This is a genomic window from Mesorhizobium sp. LHD-90, assembly GCF_030929505.1.
Lineage (GTDB): Bacteria > Pseudomonadota > Alphaproteobacteria > Rhizobiales > Rhizobiaceae > Kumtagia.
In genome coordinates this window covers 83,471-103,662 of sequence record NZ_JAVFVV010000014.1, presented here as the reverse complement: position 1 = coordinate 103,662, position 20,192 = coordinate 83,471, and the positions used below count along the sequence as shown (strand labels likewise).

Genomic DNA, 20,192 nt, shown 5'->3' with positions numbered 1-20,192 from the left:
CATACGCTAAGGCCGAACGGATGATGAACGTCATGCGGCGAGGAGCATTTTCCCAGGCAAGCGCAGCGGCCTGAAGCCCTCCGTAAGGTCGGGCGCAACGTCCCAGGAGTAGATGCCGGTAAGGTTGATGTGTTCCCAGCTCAGGGGAGAGATATGTTTGAGCAGGATGTCGGGGATATTGCGGCCACTCTGACGGAGGTGCTCGGTGGCCCGGCTGAGATACACGGTATTCCAGTGGACGATGGCACTGACGACGAGATTGAGACCAGAGGCGCGGAATGCCTGGCTTTCGAAGGAGCGGTCGCGGATTTCACCACGCTCGTGGAAGAAGACGGCGCGCTTGAGTTTGTGAGCCGCCTCGCCCTTGTTGAGACCAGCCTGGCAACGCCGACGCAGGGCCGGACTGGAATACCATTCGATCATGAACAAGGATCGCTCAATACGGCCAAGTTCCCGCAGGGCTTTGGCCAACTGACTCGGATTCGGTGACGCAGCCAGCTTTTTGAGAATCGTCGAGGGTGCAACGGTGCGCGCGCGGATCGACGCCGCCAGATGCAGCAGATCATCCCAATATTCCATGATGAGAGCGGTATTGATCCGCACGCCGATGTGGTCCGCGAGGGCCGGATAGGTATCGGCTTTTTCGAAGGTATGGAATTTCCGGTCCTTGAGGTTGCGCAGGCGGGGCGCAAAGCGCTTGCCGATCAGGGCGAAGAGCGCAAACACATGATCGCTGGCGCCGCCGGTGTCGGTGAACTGCTCCTCGATGTCGAGGATGGTGTCGTGGTCGAATAGGCCGTCCAGAACATAGGCCGCCTCGCTTTCGGTCGGACTGATAGGCAGGATGCTGAAGTAGCCGTACTGATCGGAGAGATGGCTGTAGAATTTGGTGCCTGGCTCGCTGCCATAGTGCAGATTGATGTCGCCGCGCCCTGCAGCACGATCACTGGCCCGGAAGAACTGACCGTCGGAAGACGCGGTCGTTCCATTTCCCCAGAGCAGAGCATGGGGATGACGCGCATGGGCGTCGGTCACGCTTGCCTGCGCCGCCCGATAAGTTTCGGTTCTCGCATGGAACATGCGCATCCAGCCGATCTGATGGGCGCTGATCCCTTTCGATGCACCTGCCATCCGTTTTGGCCCGAGATTGGTTGCGTCCGCGAGGGTGCCGGCGAGCATAGCCGGGATATTTTGCGGCATGTCACCGGTGCGGACATGGGTGAACTGGTCGGCAAAGCCGGTCCATTCATGCACCTCTCTGAGAAGATCCGGCACCTCGATGAGCGGGTACATATCGTTCAGCTCAAGATTCAATTCCTCGGCTGCTGCAGGAACCTCGCTGGCCAGCGGCGTCACCAGCAGGGTTCCGGCCTCGAGACGGACGTCCTCAAGCTTGCCGTTCCGGGCGCGGTGTGCGAGGCGCTTCAGATTGAAGTCGAGCAATTGCTGCATTTGCGCGAGCCATGCCGCCCCGTCGCGCTGGACGCCGAGGCCGAGTTGGTCGGTATCTTTGAGATCGGTGAAGGCAGGGCGCGGCATGAGATGCTCATCCATCGGGCGAAATGCCCTGCTGCCTTCGACCCAGACATCTGCTGAGCGAAGCCGCTCCCGCAACGCCGCCAGCGTTGCGATTTCGTAGAGCCGACGATCGGGCTTTAATCCGCTGAAGATCAGTTTGCGGGCTGGCGTGCCAAGATGGGCAACCGGAACCCGCTCTGGAAAGCCGCGCCGCCCATTTTCGTAGAGGGATTTGAGGGTTTCAATCGCCGCGAGCAGGGGATCGTTACGGCGCGCCGAGCGGAAAGTGAAGGTCCGTAGAAACAGCGCCGCATATTTGCGGACGTTCGCGTACTGCTCCACCGCCACAAGCAATGGATCAGGATCTCCATTTTCCACCATGGCTTCGAGAGCGGGCTTTACCTGCAAAAGACGGTGCCAGCCGACGTGCCGGTTGATCGTCTCGATCGCATCCTCATCGTTGTCGTTGGCGGCCTGAAGGGCGGAAATCGTATCGAGAAACAGCCGGAGCGCCTTCGCCGTGTCTTTACGCATTTCGGCATGGCGCTGCTTCTTGCGATTGTTGGCCTGGGAAAAGAGCCTGCCGATCAGCTTGATGAACATGGTGACCGCGTCGTCGGTCAGCTTCTGGCCGAGCTTGATGACCTGGGCGACGATCGTGGCGCGCCGACGGCTGGCGTTGAAATCAGCGGCAAGCCAGGCCGGCGTGACATCGCCCTCCCGGATCATCTGGTCCCAGCGCCCGGAATGGATGCGGCCTTGCAGGCGGGGATCGATGTCGAGGGCGCGGATGAAGGAGAGCCTTTCCATCATCGCGACCAGGTTGCCGGCGCCGGGTGCGTCCGGAGCCGACCGGAGCCAATGGAACCGCGTCTGTGCGATTGCAGGATCCACCTTCAGCAAATCGTCGAGGCTCTGAAGGTGCTCAGGGGAAAAGCCGGAGATCAACGCCGCTTCCGCACGCCGTCGCGCTATGGCGCGTGCCGCCAGCCCGATCCGCTCTATGGTGTCCGGCGTGGGAAGCACCACATTGCGTTCCCGCATGGTGGTGACGATTGCCTTGGCAATAGAAGACCCCTTGTCTGTCGTCGCAGCCGTTTCGATTGCGGACATCAAGGCGGCCCGCCGGTCCGGAGCTGCTGCTGTTCTCATCCCAAGATAGGCGAGGAGGTGCGAGACGTGTTCCAGCCGGGTCGGCTCTCGCCGCGCATAGGAACTGAAGCTTTCCGGAGCGGCATCCAGTTGCTCGGCGATATAATGGAGCATCGTCCTCGGCGGTATTTCGGCCGCCATGAGCGTTCTGCCCGGATATCGCATCAGGCAAAGCTGAACGGCAAAGCCGAGCTGGTTATGTTTGCGCCTGCGGACGGCGATCTCCAGCCGATCGGCCGGCGACAGAGTATAGTGGCGGATCAGGCTGTCTTCATCAGTCGGCACGCCGAACAGTTCCTGTCGATCCTGAATCTTGAGAAGCTTCCGCCGGGCCATTTCTCTACTCCATGCAACATCGCGCCGATGGCCTCCGGCATGTCCGAAAACGAGCGGTTCCGTACAGGGTGAAATCGCACTGTCCACAAATTACCTTGACATAGTTATGGACATCTTCGACATTTCGGACAGCCTATTCGGACGAATCGAGCCCATGCCACGCACATTTGCCTACGTCCGCGTCTCCACGACCGGCCAAACGACTGAAAACCAAATCCAGGAAATCCAGGCAGCCGGGTTCCACATCGAGCCACGCCGCATCGTCACCGAAACTATTTCCGGCAGTGTCGCCATTGCGCAGCGCCGCGGCTTCATCCGGCTCATGGACAAGCTCGAGTCCGGGGATGTGCTGATCGTGACAAAGCTCGACCGTCTTGGTCGGGACGCCATCGATGTGAGCACCACGGTAGGGAAACTGGAGGAATTGGGTGTCCGGGTTCACTGCCTCGCTCTGGGCGGTGTCGATCTCGCAAGCTCCGCTGGCAAGATGACGATGAACGTCATCAACGCTGTCGCACAGTTCGAACGTGACCTGCTTATCGAACGCACGCAGTCCGGCCTCAAACGGGCAAAATCAGAAGGAAAAATCCTTGGCCGACCAGCGCGGCTCAACGAAACGCGGAAGCAAGATGTTCTTGAAGGGCTAGCCAGCGGCATGAGCGTTTCAGCTCTCGCCAGAAAGTTCGAAACCAGCCGACAGACCATCATGCGCGTCAGAGACGACAGTTCACGTTCCGTTCGACCTTAGCGTATGATTTCGAGCAGCTCTTGTTCTGACACCATTTTCGGTCGGAAGGAAGAAGTTTCGCCAACAGCAACCGCTGTCTCATTCCGGCATCGGGATTTTTCGAATTCACCGGCAAGAAATACCCAAAAACGAAACATCGTTTCACGCTCAACGGAGCGCCCTTCATGGCTATTGCGGGCATCTGGCGCGAGGGCCAGGGGAATCATCCTTCGGCCTTCACGATCCTGACGACGGAGCCCGGCCCGGACATCGCGCCCTTCCACAATCGTCAGGTTGTCGTGCTGCGACCAGTGGACTGGTCGGCATGGATCAATCTAACCAAACCGGAGTCCGAGCTGCTGAAGCCTCTTCCGGCCGGCTCGCTGAACGAAGAGACGGTTCGACAAGGAAGCGACTGAGCATCTTGGAGATAACGGTCCGGGACGCGCTTCCTGCAGATGTTCCATTCCTGCGTGACGCACCGACCAAGCTCAATGATGAAATGGAGACACTTTCCGGCGCCGCCGGTTTTCGCGCGGGACTGGGTAATCCCGGGGCGACCCGACCAGGTGCGGTCACACCATCTGGCCGAAGGAGCCGAAACCAAGCCACGATCCTCATACGGGCATGGTCGACGGCCGAAATTCTAATGATCGCCTGACAGGGAGCTTCGGCTCCCTGTCAGCATTTTGGGGAACTTGTGCCCTCACATCATCGAGAGCAGAACGGCCTGCATATGCTCCCTTAGATCGAGTTCTCCCCTCGTCTCGATCTCGAGCAGGTACGTCGCCTTGGTTCGTCGATCGATTTCACTGACCGTGGGATATCCGCAAACGGCAAGCAGCGCCTTCTCTTCGGCCTGGCTGCGTGTAGCATGGTCATTGCGATCGTCATCTGGTTTTCGGATCGAAGACATGAACGCCGCGTAGGCAGCCTCGTGTGCTTCAATCAATGCCGACATATCGCCGGATGGCTCCTGCTCTCTCGCGATGCCAGTTCCGGCAACAGTCGTGCAGAGGGCGGCGCTTCCGATTAGCATCTTGCGGCGGCTGATCCTGGACATCGAGAACTCCTGATGCTGTGCCTGATGTAAAAGATAGCACCCAGGATGGCTATTCGCTGTCAGGAGAGATTCTCGAGCAGGGCCTTCATGTCATCGCCCAGGGTGGTCAATCCGTATACGATAGAGCTGCTCGCCCGGTAGCCGGGATATTGTTGACACAGCGGATAGCCCGGGGGCATCACCGTCCTTTCAGTGGACTGGGGCAACATGAAGAAACTGATTTCGGCGGTGTTGGCCGCCACCTTCCTCGCGACGACTTCGGCGGCCGCCGAACCGCATTTCGCTGACTACCCGACGAAAATCTACCTCAAGGGTAAGTCCGTCCTCCCGAAAATGACCGGGTCGGTCGCCCATTTTCGGACGCGGATCAACAATGGCATGCAAGCCGGGCCGAACTTCGGCGGTCATTTCACTCTGATCGAAATCGGCTGCGGCTCATCGTGCTTCTTCGCGTTCCTGATCGATGCCCGCGATGGCAGGGTTGTCGACTTCCCGCTCGGCGGCGAGGAAAACTATCAGCTCCAGATGAAATACGGGATCGACAGCACGCTGCTGCAAGCGGAATGGATGGACACGAGCGTAGGTGATTACGACACCTGCGTCCGTGCCTACTACGATGTCGGATCAGGCAACCTGACGAAGATCTCTTCGGAAACCTACAAGATCGAGCGGTTCTCGTTCTGCAGCCAATGACCTGTGGTAGCCTTGTCAGCGTTGGTGACATTCCGTTTGAAATCGCAACTCTGCCACCTGCTGCAGCTCTCGAACTCGCCATACTTGCTGGTTTGAAGTCTGAGAACTCCGATTTTGCATCTCGGACACGGTTCCTGCAGCTCCCCGTCAACGGCTTCGATCTTCAGACCACCTTTCGCGACGAGTTCGGTGACGAAACGCGACGGGTTCGCCAAGCTCGTATAAATTCGAACCTGCCTTTTGGCGCGGGTCAGCCCCACATAGAAAAGGCGTCGTTCTTCGGCCATGGGGTACGGGTCCGACGCAGGCATCGGAATCTGTAAGACCGGGTCGTCTTCAATTTGGCTTGGGAAGCCACGGAAGCCTTCGACTACGTTCAACAGCATCACGTAGTCTGCCTCGAGCCCCTTGGATGAATGGATCGTTTTGAAAGAGATATCGAGGACATCGCCGAACCTTCGTTGCCACGACTTCAATTGGCTCGGGGCGTCGCTGCGATAGCGTCCAAGCAGCAGGACTGTGATCCGATCCCCGCTATTGGGCTTGAGCCTCCCTTCCTCGATATAGCGGCGCATGAGGTCGAACTGTTCTCTCAAATGCCCCTGAGCATTGGCCACGTCTTTGAAGCCGAATGCCAGGACGGACGCATTCGAATAGGTGCTCGTGGTTCTGACTGTCTTTCTGATCTGGACAGGGTTCGCCTGGATAAACGTACTGGAGATGTCGCAGAGGGATTGCGGACACCGGAATGTGGTTCCCAATGTCAGCCGGGATGCATAGGGGAAGATTTTCTCAAACTCAGTCATCACAGATATGTCCGCACCAGCGAACCTGTTGATGCCCTGCCAATCGTCTCCGACGACACACAAGTGAACCTGGCCGTTCTTCTCGTCGGACAATGCTTTCAACAGGCGAATTCGGGCGCGGGAGGAATCCTGGAATTCGTCAGCTAGAACCATTTTGTAGGGGCTCTGATATGTCCCGGCTTCGATATGCTGTCCGGCTTGAATGAGCATATCCTCAAAGTCGATCCAGCCTCCTTCTCTCAGTCTCCGTTCCCACTCCTCGGATATTTGGTAGAACAGCTTTACGAACAGCAGGATGCGAGCAGCGTGTCCATCATTTAACTGTTTCGCGGTCGCCTCTTTCATTTGTGTCGGCGTGAGACCATTGCTCTTCACATGCTGTTGAAATATCCGAACCGTATTGGCCAGTTCCCGATTGCTGATCGGCTGGAGACCCTCGGCTTTGCGATCTGGATCGAAGCGAATTGTCTGCCCGCGCTTCCTTAGCTCGGCTTCCAGTTTTGATAGCGCAGCTCCCGTCGAAATCTGGTGCGAAGTGGTCTCGAAGAGCGGTGTGCCCATTTCCGCATGCAGAGACCTCTTCCATTTCGCGCCTTCGACATAATCGCCGCCGAAGTGCTCCGGAGCCTTCCCGTCCGCCCCGAAAGCGAAATGCTCATGGTAAAGTTGGATGTCGGGGTAATAGAAGTCGGGTTGATATTGTCGATGCGTTTCGGTCGCCGTTTTGTGCTCGTAAACGCGTTCGTACTCGTACGGGACATGGTGGTAAAATAGCCAGTCCGCGATCAGCCGCTCTTCTTTGCTTTTTACGATGTCGCCATTGGCGGTTCGGTGACCACGGCGACCATTGTCGTAGGCATCAGGCTCCGATGGGGCACCCCGCTGACCGATATCGCGACCATAAACGAGACGGAAAATGTTCCAGTCGATGTGAAACTTTGGTCTCGGTCGGACAGGTCTTTGATGATCTTGCCGATCATCTCGACATCTTGACCCGACTGATCGAGCCAGGGAGCCAGCGAGGGCTTCTCACCGCTCGCTGTTGCGATCACATGCAGGCCGAAAGCGCTAAAGGTCTTAATGGTGATATCGCCCACGTCTTCGAAATCAGCGAGACGTGCTTTGACCCGATCCCTAAGTTCCTGCGCTGCATCAGTGTTGAATGCGAGCATAACAACCTGGCTTCCTTTGACCAATTTCTGATGTAAGGCGTAGCCTGCCTTCGCAACCATCGTCGACGTCTTCCCTGATCCGGCTGCCGCAACGATCTGCACGCTGTTATCCATGCAGATGCAGGCGTTGATCTGCTCGTCTGTCAGCGGATTCTTTTCAACGGAATCGAATAAGGGTTTCAGCAGTCCTTTCTGCAGGATCCGAAACACGTCGTTGTGGTTTGTGAAGTCCGATTTCAACTCCTCAAGCGCCGGATTTCTATTCAACAGTTTATTGATGCCAAAATCGGTCGCTCTGCTCGGGGCTGGGAACTGCTCAAGAATTCTCTCGGCTGTCCCCGAAGGTATCCACTTCGTGCGATCGACGAGCGGCTGCCATTTTGCACGCCAATCACGAAGACGCTGATGATAATCGTCCTTGCTGAGAGTCTGAAGAGCCGTCGGTTTGCTGGTCGCAGGAGGGGTTTTAGCGCTGTCCTTGATCAGCCCCAATTTGGTCAAGACCGAATGCCCAATCGCAATCGCCATGACCAAAAGAAACAACTCGAACATTTCCACCCCAATATATCCCAGCCGTGCTTCTCGACTATCGCCGCAGAAGGGCAACTTCAACGCTAAAGGCAAGCGTGAAACTGGCAAGAGACGATAATAGGGCACACGCCCGCCGCCCCGGCATGCCACCGCGAACGCCGAATGCCTTGGCCTCGTAGGAGGCAGCAAGCACCACACCGCCGCCAACGGCGATCGGCTTGCCGCGCAGGGACGGGTTCAGCAGTTGCTCGACCAAAGCGTAGAAAGCGTCGAGATCGGCATGGAGGATAGTGGCGGTCGTGACCATTCTTGCTACCGGAAATCGCGCGTCTTCACCTTGATCCGGTCAATGTGCTCGTAGGGATCGACGATATCGCGCGCTTTCGGCATTCCGCGGCGGTCGATCCCCGATCCGCCGTGATGAGCCTCGTCGCCGCGCCCGTGCGGCAACGGAAACGGCGCCTCGCGGTTTCCGACGCTGGCCAGTTCCGCCGACAGATCGGTCAACTCGTGGGCAACGAGATGTACTACCTCACCCTCGCGCTGGATGCGGCCGCGGACGCCCAGCATGGCGGAGGAGAGGAGCACGCGACGGAACTTCTCGAACACTTTGACCCAGACAACGACGTTTGCAGCGCCGGTCTCATCTTCCATGGTGAGGAACATGACGCCCTTGGCCGAGCCCGGCCGTTGCCGCACCAGCACCAGGCCGGCCGCCTCGAGCCAGCTTCTGTCCCGCGCCTGCATGGCCTCCTGACAGGTCACGATGCGACGCCGGCGAAGGTCCGCACGCAAAAACGACACGGGATGGCTGCGCAAGGTCAGACCGACATGGCCGTAATCCTCGACGACCTCGCCTCCGGCGGTCATCGGCTTGAGCGCCACCACAGGCTCGTGCATCTCAGGCACAATCTGCTGTTCACGGGAGGTCGCGGCTGCAAACAAGGGCAAAGGTTCATCGCGAAGCGCCTTGATCGCCCAGAGCGCATCGCGGCGGGCAAGGTTCAGATCCGGCAGAAACGCATCGGCCTCGGCAAGCTGGACGAGCGCCGTCACCGGCACGCCGGCGCGGCGCCAGAGATCGTCGATGGAGGTGAAGGGCTGATCGGCCCGCGCCGTAACGATCGCGGCGGCATCGTCGTTGGCGAGACCCTTCACCAAACGCAGACCGAGGCGGACAGCGAAGCGATCTTCGGTATCGGTCGGCTCGAGCGTGCAATCCCAGCGACTGGCATTGACGCAGACGGGGCGCACCTCGACGCCATGATCGCGGGCGTCGCGCACGATCTGGGCCGGCAGATAAAAGCCCATCGGCTGCGAATTGAGCAGCGCTGCGCAAAACACGTCCGGATGCCAGCACTTCATCCAGGAGGAGGCGTAGGCGATCAGCGCGAAGGAGGCGGCGTGGCTTTCGGGAAAGCCGTAGCTGCCGAAGCCTTCCAGTTGCGAAAACGTCTTTTCGGCAAACTCTGAGCTGTAGCCGTTGGCGATCATGCCGTTGACCAGCTTGTCGCGGAACTTCGAGACGCCGCCGGTGTGCTTGAAGGTGGCCATGGCGCGCCGCAGCTGGTCGGCCTCGCCGGCGGAAAAGCCGGCGCAGACCATGGAGACCTGCATTGCCTGCTCCTGAAACAGCGGCACGCCGAGTGTCTTGCCCAAAACGCGCTCAAGCTCCGGTGTCGGAAACGTCACCTCTTCCTTGCCGTCGCGCCGGCGAAGGTAGGGATGAACCATGTCGCCCTGGATCGGTCCGGGCCGGACGATCGCGACCTCGATGACCAGGTCGTAAAATGTCCTGGGCTTCATGCGCGGCAGCATCGACATCTGCGCGCGGGATTCGATCTGGAAGACGCCGAGTGTATCGGCCTTCCTGATCATCGCATAGGTGCGCGGATCCTCTGGCGGGATCGTCGCCAGGTCGAGCGTCACGCCCTTGTGCTCGGACAGAAGATCGAAGGACCGCTTCATGCAGGTGAGCATGCCAAGCGCCAGCACATCCACCTTCATGAATTTGAGGGCGTCGATATCATCCTTGTCCCATTCCACCACCTGGCGATCCTTCATCGCCGCCGGCTCGATCGGCACAAGATCGTCGAGGCGATCGTGCGTCAGGACAAAGCCGCCCGGATGCTGGGAGAGATGGCGTGGTGTCCCGGCAAGTTGCGCGGCGAGTTCGAGGGTCAGGCGCAGCCGGCGATCGCCGAGATTGAGGTTGAGTTCTCGGGCGCGCTGCTCATCGACTGCCTCGCCATGGCCCCAGACCTGCGAGGACAGAAGTTTGGTCATGTCCTCGGGCAGGCCGAGCGCCTTGCCGACATCGCGGACGGCGCCCTTGGTTCGATAACGAATAACGGTCGAACATAGGGCTGCGTGGTCACGCCCGTAGGTTTCATAGACCCACTGCATGACGATCTCGCGCCGTTCATGCTCGAAGTCGACATCGATGTCAGGCGGCTCGCGCCGCTCCTGCGAAACGAAGCGCTCGAACAAGAGGTTGTTGCGTTCGGGGTCGATGGAGGTGATGCCGAGCACATAGCAGACGGCCGAATTGGCGGCCGAGCCGCGGCCCTGGCAAAGAATGTCACGGCTGCGAGCGAAACGCACGATCGAGTTCACCGTCAGAAAGTACGGCGCGTATTCGAGCGTCTCGATCAGCCGCAGTTCATGTTTCAGGATTTTGACCACCTTGTCGGGCACGCCCTCGGGATAGCGTTGGGCGGCACCTTCCCAGGTAAGCTTTTCGAGTGCCTGCTGGGCTGTGAGGCCCGGCATGGTCTTTTCCTGTGGGTATTGGTAGGCGAGCTCGTCCATTGAGAAACGGCAGTGGTCGGCGATTTCGATCGCGCACGCCAGGGCCTCGGGATGGCTGCTGAACAGCCGCGCCATCTCGTCGCCAGGTTTGAGATAGCGATCGGCATGGCGTTCGCGCCGGAATCCAGCATCGTCGATGGTGACGTTGTGGCGAATGCAGGTGACGACATCCTGCATCATGCGGCGGGCGGGTTCGTGGAACAGCACGTCATTGGTGACGACGGGGGGCACGTGCATCGCTGCCGCCAGGTTCGCCAGCTCGTAGAGCCGGAGTTGGTCGTTCGGGCGCCTGCGCAAGGTAAGCGCCAGATAGGCGCGATTGCCGAAGGCCTCGCGCAGCCGCCGCAGACGAACGGCACAGAGGTCATCGGCTTCGTCCGGCACCAGCACCGCGATCAATCCCTCGCCATAGGCGACGACATCATCCCATTCGAGACGACACTTCGCCTTGCCGGCCCTGCCCTTGCCGAGCGACAGCAGACGGCAGAGGCGCGAGTAGGCCGGTCGGTTGGTCGGATAGACCAGCATCGACATGCCGTCGGCGAGATCGAGACGGCAACCGACAATCAACCGGACGCCTGTCGTCTTTGCCGCTTCATGTGCACGCACAATACCGGCAAGCGAATTGCGATCGACGACTGCCAGCGCTTCAATGCCGAGCTGTGCGGCCTGCGCAAACAGCTCCTCGCAGGACGATGCGCCCCGCAGAAACGAGAAATGCGAGGTCACCTGCAACTCGGCGTATCGGGTTCCGACAGTCATCCGAAGATCCCGTGCATGAACCATTTGTGCGATCCGGTCGCCGCATCCTCGCCGTCGCCGGCACGGAAGACCCAGTAACGTTCGCCGTTCTCGTCCTCGACCTGGAAATAGTCGCGCACCGCCGCGAGCTCGGCGTCGCGTTTCCACCATTCCCCGAAGACGCGCTCCGGCCCGTCTGCTCGCTTCACCCGCCGGCGAACGCCGCGCCAAGTGAAGGTCACGGGCGGATGGTCGGGAAGAAGTGCTACCGTCTCGATCGGCTCGGGCCGCGGCAGCAGCCGCGACGGCCGCGGCCAATGGCCTGGCCAGCCCTCGCCGGTATCGGGCGCCATCGGCGCAATGCGTTGAACCGACCGCTCGGGAACGTCGCTCTGCACCGGGGCGAAGCGATAGAGCCGGTCCTCACCAACACGGTTGGCGAGGGTGTCGATCACATCCGACACATCGTGTTCGGGCGCCTCGGCGAGCGAGGAAATCATCTGCTTGGCCGGCAGCGGCTCGGCAACGGTCGCAGCAAGCCGCATCCGTTCGATGCCGAACCCCGGATCGATCGTCTCGATCTTGTCGGTGAGAAGCCGGGTCAAACGCTTTGGATCGCGCACTGGCGTTGCTGTGCCGACACGGATCGCCTCGATGCGATTGTCGACGCGGAAGAACAGGAGGTCGAGCCGGCGCGCGCCAAGCCCCCGCGTCTCAAGTTCAATGCAGAGTTCCGCCACAAGCTTGCCTGTATAGCGGGCGATCGTCTCTGGTGCGCCGATCGGTTCGGCAAAATTGCGGCGCACCTCGACGATCTCCTCCGGCCGGATCGGCTCGATCGGTTCGCTTACACGTCCGAACGCCTGGTCGAGGCGTCGGCCGGCCTCCGGTCCAAAACGCAAGGCGAGCGATGCGCGCGATGTGCCGGCTAGGTCCGCAATTGTCTCGAAGCCGAGTCGCCTCAGGCTGTCGATCGTGCTGGCGGGAAGACGAAGTGCAGCGATCGGCAAAGGCCGAATTGCCTGCGCCGTCTCGATGGAGGGGACGACGATGGTCGTTCGCGCGCCGAAGCGCGCCAGCGCATGCGCAGCCCCCCAGCTATCGGCGACCGCCGCCCGGGCCGTGATGCGGGCAGCGGCGAGCCGTTGCACCATCTCGCCAAGCATTGCCGCCTCGCCGCCATGAAGATGATCGGCGCCGGTCGTATCGATGACGATGCCATCCGGCGGATCGGCGGCGGCGATCGGCGCATAGCGGCGCAATGCCCACAGCGCCAACCGCTCGAGCGCGTCGACATCTGCTTCCGGTTCTCCGTCATGAACGATCAGGCCCGGAACGAGCGCCTGCGCCTTGCTGGCCGGCATGCGGATGCGCAGGCCGGCCGCGTGCGCTGCCGCATCGGCGGCGAGCACGACACGGCGACGACCATCACGGCCAATAAGGACGAGCGGCGTCTCAGGCGGAGGCGCGGCGTCGCCCGATTTCCTTCTGAAGCGGTCTGTCGGCCACATCGGAAGGAAGAGCGATACGACCCTTGGCATCGCATGCCTCCACTATAAAATCTGCACTCTCTCCGGCCCGGCATCGGATCAGCTCAACGTGCCAGCGCGCCCGTCCAATCCCCTGAACGGGCAATGGTGTCGACGGCAGGACCGACACCCGCCAGCGTGTCTCGGCGGCGGTTGGCTGCCCAAAATCCGTTGCCTCCGTCTGCCGACGCCAGCGGCGAATGGCGATGCCGATGGCGCCGGAGCTTTCGGCGGCAAGCTGAAGCCGCCGTGAGGCCGTCATCGAAAGCCGGGCAATCTCGGCAACGACAGCGCCAAAACCGCCGCGAAGACCCTCTTCGAAACAGGCGAGAACGGATTTTTCGTCGCCGGCTTCGACATAGATTACCCGTCCCGGAGGAAGGCCGGCCTGTTCGATCGCTGGCGCGAACAGATCGGGCCGGGTAACGCACCACAGCACCTTGCCCGCCGTGCGTGCGGCAATTCCCGCTGCAAAGAGTGCCGCGGCCGCGCCATCGACAGCGCCATTTCCACCACCCGCGACCTCATGCAGACCGCCAAAGACCAATCCCCCTCCCGGCAGTACCCTGTCGATCGCGGCCACTCCGAACGGCAAAACTGTACGCACGCGCGTATTTCCGCCTTCGAGGCGCGCGATGCGGTCTCGAAGCTCGGAAATGGCAGCAGGGGGCGCCGATACACTCATCTGACCCTTGAAACGCGGAAAGCCTGTGATATGTTCTACATTTGTTCTCGTCTTGGCTAAGAGTCAACCGAGATGATGTCGTGCCCCTGCGGAAGGAGGCATTCAATGCTCGGGCCATATCCGTCGATGCGAAAATGTGAGTTCCATTTTTGGAGTTTGGGCGCCACGGGGTGTCCGAAAATTGTAGCATATTTCGGACTCATCCCTTGCCTTTGTCCGAAACTTGTAGCATATTTCGGACATGCCTATCGTTGAGCCCGATACCGATCTTCGCTCGCGCCTGCTTGCCCGCATTGAGTCCAAACCCGACGAGGTCTGGACCCCCGGCGACTTCGCCGATCTCGGCGCGCGCGCCGCCGTGGACAAAACCCTGCAGCGCCTGGCAGCCGCCGGGGAGCTGCGCCGGATCGACCGAGGCCTCTATGACCGGCCGCGCACGAACAACCTGACTGGCCGCGCCACCGTGCCGGACTATCGCGCTGTGATCCGCGCCGTCACGCGCCGCGATCGGGCGCGCGCCGTCATCGATGGTATGACGGCCGCCAACGACCTCGGCCTGACGACCGCCGTCCCCGCCCGAATAGAAGTGCTGGTCGATGCGCGGTTGAAGCCAATCAAGCTCGGCACGCAGGAAATCCACTTCAAATACGCTGCCCCTAGCCGCCTCTATTGGGCGGATCGGCCGGGAATGCGGGTCGTCCAGGCCTTGCATTGGATGCAGGACATGCTGACCCAGAAGGGCGAACGGAAGCGTATCCAGGCGACGTTGCGCCGCCTGTTTGCCGACCCCAAGCATGGCGAGGCCATTCGCGAGGATCTGCGTGCCGGTCTCTCCGCCGTGCCGATCTGGATGCAGGAGTTCCTCCGCGAAATCCTGAGGGCGGACCCGCACGAGGCGAAGCCATGAGTACCGATGCTTACCGCCAGATCATCGCGGCATCCCCACGCGACCGGCTCGACCTGTTCCTTGCCACGGCCAATCGGATCGGAGCTCCGGTGGGCAATGTCGAAAAGGATTTCTGGGTCTGCTGGACCCTCAATTCGCTCTACCACGAACGGCCTGCGGGGGAGCCACGGCTGCTGTTCAAGGGCGGGACGTCGCTGTCAAAAGGCTATGGCCTCATCCAGCGTTTTTCCGAGGACATCGACGTTACCGTGTTCCGCGACGATCTCGACGAGGCTGCCTCCGTCGAGGAGCTTGAGGGACTGTCGAACAAGAAGCGCCGCGCCAAGCTCGACACCATCCGGGACGCCTGCCGTGCGTATATCACAGGGCCGCTGCGAGACTTCCTCACCGCTCAACTTGCCGACATTACGAACGGCGCCGGACGGGTGGAGATCGACGAAGCCGATGCCGATGGTCAGACCCTGCTGCTCTGGTATCCCGAGGTCGAGCCGCGTGATGGCGCCTATGTGCGACCGGCCATACGCCTCGAGTCCGGGGCGAAATCGGCACTCGATCCCAATCGCCCTATCACGATCACGCCCTATGTCGCGGCGGAAGCGGCAGGCATTGATCTCACCGTCGCCGACGTGACCACGATCGAGGCGATCCGCACCTTTTGGGACAAGGTGGTGATCGCCCATGGATTGCGCCGCTGGTACGAGCGGCGCGGCGAACTGCGGCAGGAAGGCCAGCGGGTGTCTCGGCACTATTATGACCTGCACTGTCTTCTCGGATCCGAGACCGGAAAGGCCGCGCTCGGCGATCTCGATCTTGGCACCGATTGTGTGCGGCACGCACGAATGTTTTTCGACCGTCCCGACTATGACCTCGCCTCAGCAGTCCCGGGCAGCTTCGCGATCGCGCCCGCTCCAAAGATGGTGGACGCGCTCACGCGCGACTATGCGAATACGGCGGCCATGATCTTCGGCACTCCGCCGAGTTTCGATGACATTCTGGAATCAGCACGGCAGATTGAGCAGGACATCAACACCCATTCCTAGTCGCCTGGCCAGGTCGCCGGGGCATCATCAAGGCGTTGTCGAGCAAATGGTCTCGCGGCGCCTTGGTACCGTGGTCAGGGCTGTTGACGTCGTGTTCGAGACACCGTCGAACTCCGCCGGTCTCCTTCCGTACGGCCGAAATGCCATCTATCATTTCTCATTGCGCGGGCTTGCCAGGATTCGTCGCGAGTGAGCTATCATCTTATGTTTTGGTGTCTCGGATCAGAACGTCGCAGCTCATTGTAAGCTGTCGCGCATAGGTTTTCGACGCCTCCAGAACGGTACCTTTGGTCACCGCAAAAATGAAGTAAATCGCGTGGAAGAGCGCGAAGCCGCCCTGGATGAAAATCTGGCCCTGGCCGAGCGTGGCGAAGGCAGGCTGGTAGCGATACAGCCAACAAGCGGCCAGAACCGCCAGCAGGTTGATGGCGATGCCGTAGGGTTTTAAGCCGTAGAGGTTCCTCCTGAAGCCGTAGCTGATGTTTTCATTGAAAAGGACGCGGAAGCGCTCGGTGTCGTAGGTGTTGTTCCGCAGGAAGTTGTAGCATTCCCCATAAAACTGGGAGGCGCCGGCCGGGTCAGCGACTTCTGACTCGCGTGTAGGTGCGGCCTTGCCGATCTGCATCGCGAGAAAGTTGCGGAACCGGTCCTTGATGCCGGAATCCAAGGTCGTATCGAGATGGCTCAGTTCGGTGTTCGTCGGGAAGCCACCAGATTCCTTGAACAGCTTTCGCTGCACACGCCGGCCGGCGCGACGGGCGAGATCCGCCATGGCATAGAACAAGACACCTATGCCCAAGGCCGTCATGACCTCTGGCAACCCCGGGTCTTTCCATGACCCCGCAAGAAGGAAAAGGACAAATGCGGGAAGAACGGCGATTAAGGCCGGGAACAGCCGGGCCTTAATAGAATAAGTATCCAGAAAATCCATGGTTCACCTTGATGGGTCATGAACGATGCTGCAATATCCACTCGGTGTTGCAATTAACAGCACCGCGGGCGGGGATCGCTCGGCAGCGAGGTCTTTTGCCGTACGCCAGTCCGTCGCCGACGGGCCCTGCTCGGCGATGTGGCTATGCCACGTGCCGACGTCGAGCAGGCGCTTGCCGCTCTTGAGGTGCCGTTCCATCACCGCCTCCTTCAGGCCCTGCTTGCCAAGGACGAACCGCGAGCTGGAGCGTTGGCTGTCTGGCGGTGCCGGCAACAGATCGACGACTGTGATCGTCTTGGTGCGGGCGCTGCACGCGCCGACCATCAAACCGCCCGTCTCGACTTGCGGATAGACGGCAATTTCCTCCCTAATGCGCCTATCAACATCGGCGGACATCTTGAGGATCCAGTCGGCGCCGTCGACGGGAACCTTGATCATCGTCGGCATGGCGATTGACCTCCACGTCGTCGTCGGCGAGTCGGCATCCTGGGTGCCGACGGCAATGAGGCCGCCGACGGCGTCCCGGCTGATGAAATCGGCGAGCAGCTCGGTGGCGGCCGCCGACATCGCCGAGAGGCGCGCGTCGGTCATGGGCATCGTCAGCGACCCGCAGCCATCGCCTATCTGGATCTCTGTCAGCCCAAACTTTTCGTCGAAGAGCAAAGCACTCTCGACCTCGGTGGCCTTGGCGCTGAGTTCGACTTCCAGGTCGGCCAGTGTGGGATTTCTGTCCGGTCCCTCGTGCAGCACGAAAGCGCCTTTTCCCCTTCCAAACAGCGCGATCTCGGTTACCCGGGCGGGAAAATCGGCGGGTGCGACGATGGATAGGGCATCCCGCACAAGAAGCGACGCTGTCGTGTTCACAACTGAGTTCGTGCCCACAGGAGCGATTTTTGCGCGATTTGCCGCCTGCGCTAGCCCACGTGCGGCATCGTCAAGGTAGACTTGCGGCTTTTGCCCGAGCTTCGACAGCTCGGACGCCAGTTCCGTTGCCTTGACAAGCGGCAGGACATCCCTGACCAGCGCGTGCCGCGCCATATTGTGCGGCTGCAAAATGCCCTTGTCGGCCAGTCCAGTAATCGTTGCACCGGAGCGCGCGAGATGCAGACCCACCTTCGAGCCTACACTGCCGCATCCAATCAATGCGATCTTGCCGAGGTCCGCCGATGCCGACACTGTCCGCAGTAGCGTGGCAGACACCTTGTCTACCTGGCGCGCGGCAACCGCGCGGCGGCCGCTTGGCCCCTCGTAGAGGTTTTTCCGTTGTTTCCGTGGTGACACGTCGAAGATGTAGGGCAGCAATTCGATGCTCGAATCCCGGCCAATCAGTTTGAACGGCCGCCGAGCACAAAAGATAACCCCGATCGGCAGGGATCCTTGGCTCGTCCATGTGGCGGATTCCCAGCGCTCTTCCAGTCGTCGCAGAAAGGCGTCAAAAGCCGGGCCGAAACCGAAATCCTTAGCCCTGGCGGCGAGGTCCTCCATCGTCTCGATGGTTTCCGGGAAGATAGCCTTGGCAATGACGTTCTCGGCGGCCCAGAACACCGCAGTTATCGTGTTCCCATAGGGATGACCTGCAGCGGACACGTTGATGTCGAAGGGGAAGGTGCCAAGCTTGCCGACGGAGGCCGCCAGTTCCTCATTGACGGTTAGGTAGACCTCGTCGCCGCTGAGGCGACCCCGCCCTGAACGATACCGGAAAAAATCGGATTTCAGCCAGACCGTGCCGGCGTCCCGCCCGACGCGGCCGCGAACGGCCGCAGGGTCAACGACCACCACGTCGTCAAGGTCGTGCCGCATGACTGGTTCCCAGCCGTGCTTGGGATCCATCAGCCCGTTGACGGCGGCCTTGGCCAGCCAGACCGCCATCTGCGAGAGCAGCTGCAGGATTCCAACCTCGACTAGCCCGAAGCTACTGAAATACTCGTCGATCGAGCCGTCGACGAGGCAAGGCCGCGGCAGCGACTTACCGCCGCCAGCCGACAGATGTGGCAGGTCACGGGGAAAATCTTCCCGTAGAAAGAACGAAGGACTTTTCCAAGGGTAGTCCGCACCGATCCGGATTTCGACACGTTCCTGCAACTTCACGCCGTTCGGGCTTGACCCCTTGGACGCATAAGGCAAAGGCATCTCGACACTCAGCACGACATAAACGCGGGCGTGATCGTCGGCGACGCCGATGATGCCCGCCTCCACGCACTGCCGATGATCGGAGGCGACACGCACAAACTGCTGTGCGTGCCGCTCGAATTGCTGCGCGGTCATTTGCGGCCGTGGGCCCTCGCGGCCGTCGCGATGCCGCTGACGCCGACCACCGCGGCCGTCTTCTTGGCCGTCATAGAGAGCTTCTTCGCCGTTCCGGCGTGGTAAATCTTAAATTCCAACGCGCGGTCTTCGTCGGCCGTGTATTCGGTGGTGCAGATGAAGCGGTCGCTTTCACCTTCGACCATAGAGACATATTCCCTTTGCGCCCGCTCGTGCGGAGGATTGGAATCGTCTTTTTTGATCGGCTTGCAGCTGGCGACGATTACGGCGCCGTCGCGGATCTGCGAAAGCGCATTGCGGGCCTCCTCGCAGACCTTGACCTTCTCGCCGAGCTCAGACCAGCGGTCGTAGCTGAGGGTGCGCCACGAACAGTGGTGCGGCGTCTCCATGACGTCATAGCTGAGCCAGTCGGTGTTGCCATCTTCGTCAAGGATGTTCCAGAGGCGCTCCCAAATTGCGACGCCGGCGTCACCGCCAGTCAGGAACCGGCACATGTCCTTGTAGCCGTCGCCGGTGATGGAGAAGCGGATGATGACCGACGAGTTATTCTTCTCAAGCAGGTCGATCAGCTCCTCGTCGTCGTCCTCGACCACCATCGGTGCCAGAAGTCGGCCCTCGAACTGGCCTTCATCGCCCTGGTTAACGCGGGTGATGAGTTCGTACTGCTCGACGACGATGTCCATGATATCGTCGGTCTTGCCGTCCTTGTCCTTGCCCATCAGCAGGATGCGATCGCCGTCGCCGACGCCAGAGCCTATCTCGCGATAGAGGGCAACCCGGCGCCGGGCCTCCGTCTTCCAAGCCTTCGCTTCCTCGCCGAGCTTATGCTTAGCGCTGGCGCGCCGGAACACGATCGGGGACGACCACATCTCCCTGATGAGGATCAGGTCGTCTTCATTGTCTTCGGGAAAGTCATCCGGCGGGCCGAGATAAAAGTGCTTGCTGAGACCAGTGATGTGGTCCCCGTCCGGGTGGGACAGCAGGAACGCGTCCACATAGAGCCGGTTCTGGTCGTCACGCGGCAACCGTTCTTTGAGATCGGCGGCGACATCGTAGGTGTCGTCGTCCGGATCGTCAGCAGCTGCGCGGATGTTGATGTCGATGAGAATATGCTGGTCGTTATCGAGCTTGATAAGGGCCATGTCCCCGTTGTCGACGGAGAAGAATGTAAGCGAAGCAGTCATGAGAGCACTCCTTGCATACAGTCGACCACTTGCAGGGCAGCCGACGCGAAATTGCAGTTGACGACTCAGTCTCTGCGCTCTAGATACACGAATAGTTTTTA

The 20,192-nt window shown here is 60.6% G+C and carries 14 protein-coding genes and 2 pseudogenes; 5 read left to right on the top strand and 11 right to left on the bottom strand.

Annotation, left to right across the window (positions count from 1 at the left end):
- Positions 1-30 precede the first annotated feature (30 nt).
- Complete coding sequence (locus RB623_RS20025; protein WP_308058721.1) at positions 31-3,006, bottom strand: Tn3 family transposase; 2,976 nt, start codon at positions 3,004-3,006, stop codon at positions 31-33.
- Positions 3,007-3,160: 154 nt separating this feature from the next.
- On the opposite strand from RB623_RS20025, the gene RB623_RS20020 reads away from it, so the two are divergent.
- Together RB623_RS20020 and RB623_RS20015 are read left to right on the top strand one after the other, a co-directional pair.
- The gene (locus tag RB623_RS20020) at positions 3,161-3,754 is read left to right on the top strand and encodes a recombinase family protein (protein ID WP_308058783.1); all 594 of its coding nucleotides are present in this window, start codon (positions 3,161-3,163) and stop codon (positions 3,752-3,754) included.
- Positions 3,755-3,786: 32 nt separating this feature from the next.
- Positions 3,787-4,152, top strand: a pseudogene (locus tag RB623_RS20015) (SOS response-associated peptidase family protein); the annotation flags it as partial.
- A 287-nt stretch (positions 4,153-4,439) separates the two neighbouring features.
- Here the strand turns inward: RB623_RS20015 and RB623_RS20010 are convergent.
- Entirely contained in the window at positions 4,440-4,796 is a 357-nt protein-coding gene (locus RB623_RS20010; protein ID WP_308058720.1) for a hypothetical protein, read from the bottom strand.
- A gap of 207 nt (positions 4,797-5,003) precedes the next feature.
- Here RB623_RS20010 and RB623_RS20005 point away from each other — a divergent pair, with 207 nt between their 5' ends.
- Positions 5,004-5,489: a hypothetical protein gene (locus RB623_RS20005; protein ID WP_308058719.1), complete on the top strand. Its 486-nt coding sequence runs from the start codon at positions 5,004-5,006 to the stop codon at positions 5,487-5,489.
- Here RB623_RS20005 and RB623_RS20000 read toward each other — a convergent pair.
- The 6 genes and pseudogenes from RB623_RS20000 to RB623_RS19975 form a co-directional block, all read right to left on the bottom strand.
- Entirely contained in the window at positions 5,453-6,856 is a 1,404-nt protein-coding gene (locus tag RB623_RS20000) for a UvrD-helicase domain-containing protein (protein WP_308058718.1), read from the bottom strand. The genes RB623_RS20005 and RB623_RS20000 overlap by 37 nt on opposite strands.
- Positions 6,857-7,101: 245 nt before the next feature.
- Positions 7,102-8,019, bottom strand: a complete 918-nt coding sequence (locus RB623_RS19995) for a UvrD-helicase domain-containing protein (protein WP_308058782.1) — start codon at positions 8,017-8,019, stop codon at positions 7,102-7,104.
- A gap of 85 nt (positions 8,020-8,104) precedes the next feature.
- Positions 8,105-8,305 (bottom strand): annotated as a pseudogene (locus tag RB623_RS19990) (DNA polymerase IV); the annotation flags it as partial.
- Between the two features lie 5 nt (positions 8,306-8,310).
- Entirely contained in the window at positions 8,311-11,571 is a 3,261-nt protein-coding gene (locus RB623_RS19985) for an error-prone DNA polymerase (protein ID WP_308058716.1), read from the bottom strand.
- A complete protein-coding gene (locus tag RB623_RS19980; RefSeq protein WP_308058715.1) occupies positions 11,568-13,091 on the bottom strand; it encodes a DNA polymerase Y family protein in 1,524 nt (507 codons plus the stop codon). The genes RB623_RS19985 and RB623_RS19980 overlap by 4 nt, the downstream gene beginning before the upstream one ends.
- Entirely contained in the window at positions 13,006-13,764 is a 759-nt protein-coding gene (locus RB623_RS19975; RefSeq protein WP_308058714.1) for an ImuA family protein, read from the bottom strand. Before RB623_RS19975 ends, RB623_RS19980 begins: the two co-directional genes overlap by 86 nt.
- Positions 13,765-14,005: 241 nt before the next feature.
- Between RB623_RS19975 and RB623_RS19970 the strand changes: the two genes are divergently transcribed.
- Positions 14,006-14,671 (top strand): DUF6088 family protein, encoded by a 666-nt coding sequence (locus RB623_RS19970; protein ID WP_128373590.1) that lies wholly within the window; start codon positions 14,006-14,008, stop codon positions 14,669-14,671.
- Positions 14,668-15,711 (top strand): nucleotidyl transferase AbiEii/AbiGii toxin family protein, encoded by a 1,044-nt coding sequence (locus tag RB623_RS19965; RefSeq protein ID WP_308058713.1) that lies wholly within the window; start codon positions 14,668-14,670, stop codon positions 15,709-15,711. The genes RB623_RS19970 and RB623_RS19965 overlap by 4 nt, the downstream gene beginning before the upstream one ends.
- A 202-nt stretch (positions 15,712-15,913) precedes the next feature.
- Here RB623_RS19965 and RB623_RS19960 read toward each other — a convergent pair whose 3' ends face one another.
- The 3 genes from RB623_RS19960 to RB623_RS19950 are packed head-to-tail and all read right to left on the bottom strand — an operon-like array spanning position 15,914 to position 20,091.
- Positions 15,914-16,642 (bottom strand): hypothetical protein, encoded by a 729-nt coding sequence (locus tag RB623_RS19960; RefSeq protein WP_308058711.1) that lies wholly within the window; start codon positions 16,640-16,642, stop codon positions 15,914-15,916.
- Between the two features lie 3 nt (positions 16,643-16,645).
- Positions 16,646-18,907 carry a hypothetical protein gene (locus RB623_RS19955; protein WP_308058710.1) on the bottom strand — a complete coding sequence of 754 codons (2,262 nt, stop codon included), beginning with the start codon at positions 18,905-18,907 and terminating at the stop codon, positions 16,646-16,648.
- Positions 18,904-20,091, bottom strand: a complete 1,188-nt coding sequence (locus tag RB623_RS19950; RefSeq protein WP_308058709.1) for a metallohydrolase — start codon at positions 20,089-20,091, stop codon at positions 18,904-18,906. Before RB623_RS19950 ends, RB623_RS19955 begins: the two co-directional genes overlap by 4 nt.
- Between the last annotated feature and the right edge of the window lie 101 nt (positions 20,092-20,192).

What these genes read in the sequence shown, in the direction of transcription:
- RB623_RS20000 (WP_308058718.1), bottom strand. Translation starts at nt 6,856, where the DNA reads ATGGGCACACCGCTCTTCGAGACCACTTCGCACCAGATTTCGACGGGA.
- RB623_RS19985 (WP_308058716.1), bottom strand. Translation starts at nt 11,571, where the DNA reads ATGACTGTCGGAACCCGATACGCCGAGTTGCAGGTGACCTCGCATTTC.
- RB623_RS19980 (WP_308058715.1), bottom strand. Translation starts at nt 13,091, where the DNA reads ATGCCAAGGGTCGTATCGCTCTTCCTTCCGATGTGGCCGACAGACCGC.
- RB623_RS19970 (WP_128373590.1), top strand. Translation starts at nt 14,006, where the DNA reads ATGCCTATCGTTGAGCCCGATACCGATCTTCGCTCGCGCCTGCTTGCC.
- RB623_RS19995 (WP_308058782.1), bottom strand. Translation starts at nt 8,019, where the DNA reads ATGTTCGAGTTGTTTCTTTTGGTCATGGCGATTGCGATTGGGCATTCG.
- RB623_RS19955 (WP_308058710.1), bottom strand. Translation starts at nt 18,907, where the DNA reads ATGACCGCGCAGCAATTCGAGCGGCACGCACAGCAGTTTGTGCGTGTC.
- RB623_RS19960 (WP_308058711.1), bottom strand. Translation starts at nt 16,642, where the DNA reads ATGGATTTTCTGGATACTTATTCTATTAAGGCCCGGCTGTTCCCGGCC.
- RB623_RS20020 (WP_308058783.1), top strand. Translation starts at nt 3,161, where the DNA reads ATGCCACGCACATTTGCCTACGTCCGCGTCTCCACGACCGGCCAAACG.
- RB623_RS20005 (WP_308058719.1), top strand. Translation starts at nt 5,004, where the DNA reads ATGAAGAAACTGATTTCGGCGGTGTTGGCCGCCACCTTCCTCGCGACG.
- RB623_RS19950 (WP_308058709.1), bottom strand. Translation starts at nt 20,091, where the DNA reads ATGACTGCTTCGCTTACATTCTTCTCCGTCGACAACGGGGACATGGCC.
- RB623_RS20010 (WP_308058720.1), bottom strand. Translation starts at nt 4,796, where the DNA reads ATGTCCAGGATCAGCCGCCGCAAGATGCTAATCGGAAGCGCCGCCCTC.
- RB623_RS20025 (WP_308058721.1), bottom strand. Translation starts at nt 3,006, where the DNA reads ATGGCCCGGCGGAAGCTTCTCAAGATTCAGGATCGACAGGAACTGTTC.
- RB623_RS19975 (WP_308058714.1), bottom strand. Translation starts at nt 13,764, where the DNA reads ATGAGTGTATCGGCGCCCCCTGCTGCCATTTCCGAGCTTCGAGACCGC.
- RB623_RS19965 (WP_308058713.1), top strand. Translation starts at nt 14,668, where the DNA reads ATGAGTACCGATGCTTACCGCCAGATCATCGCGGCATCCCCACGCGAC.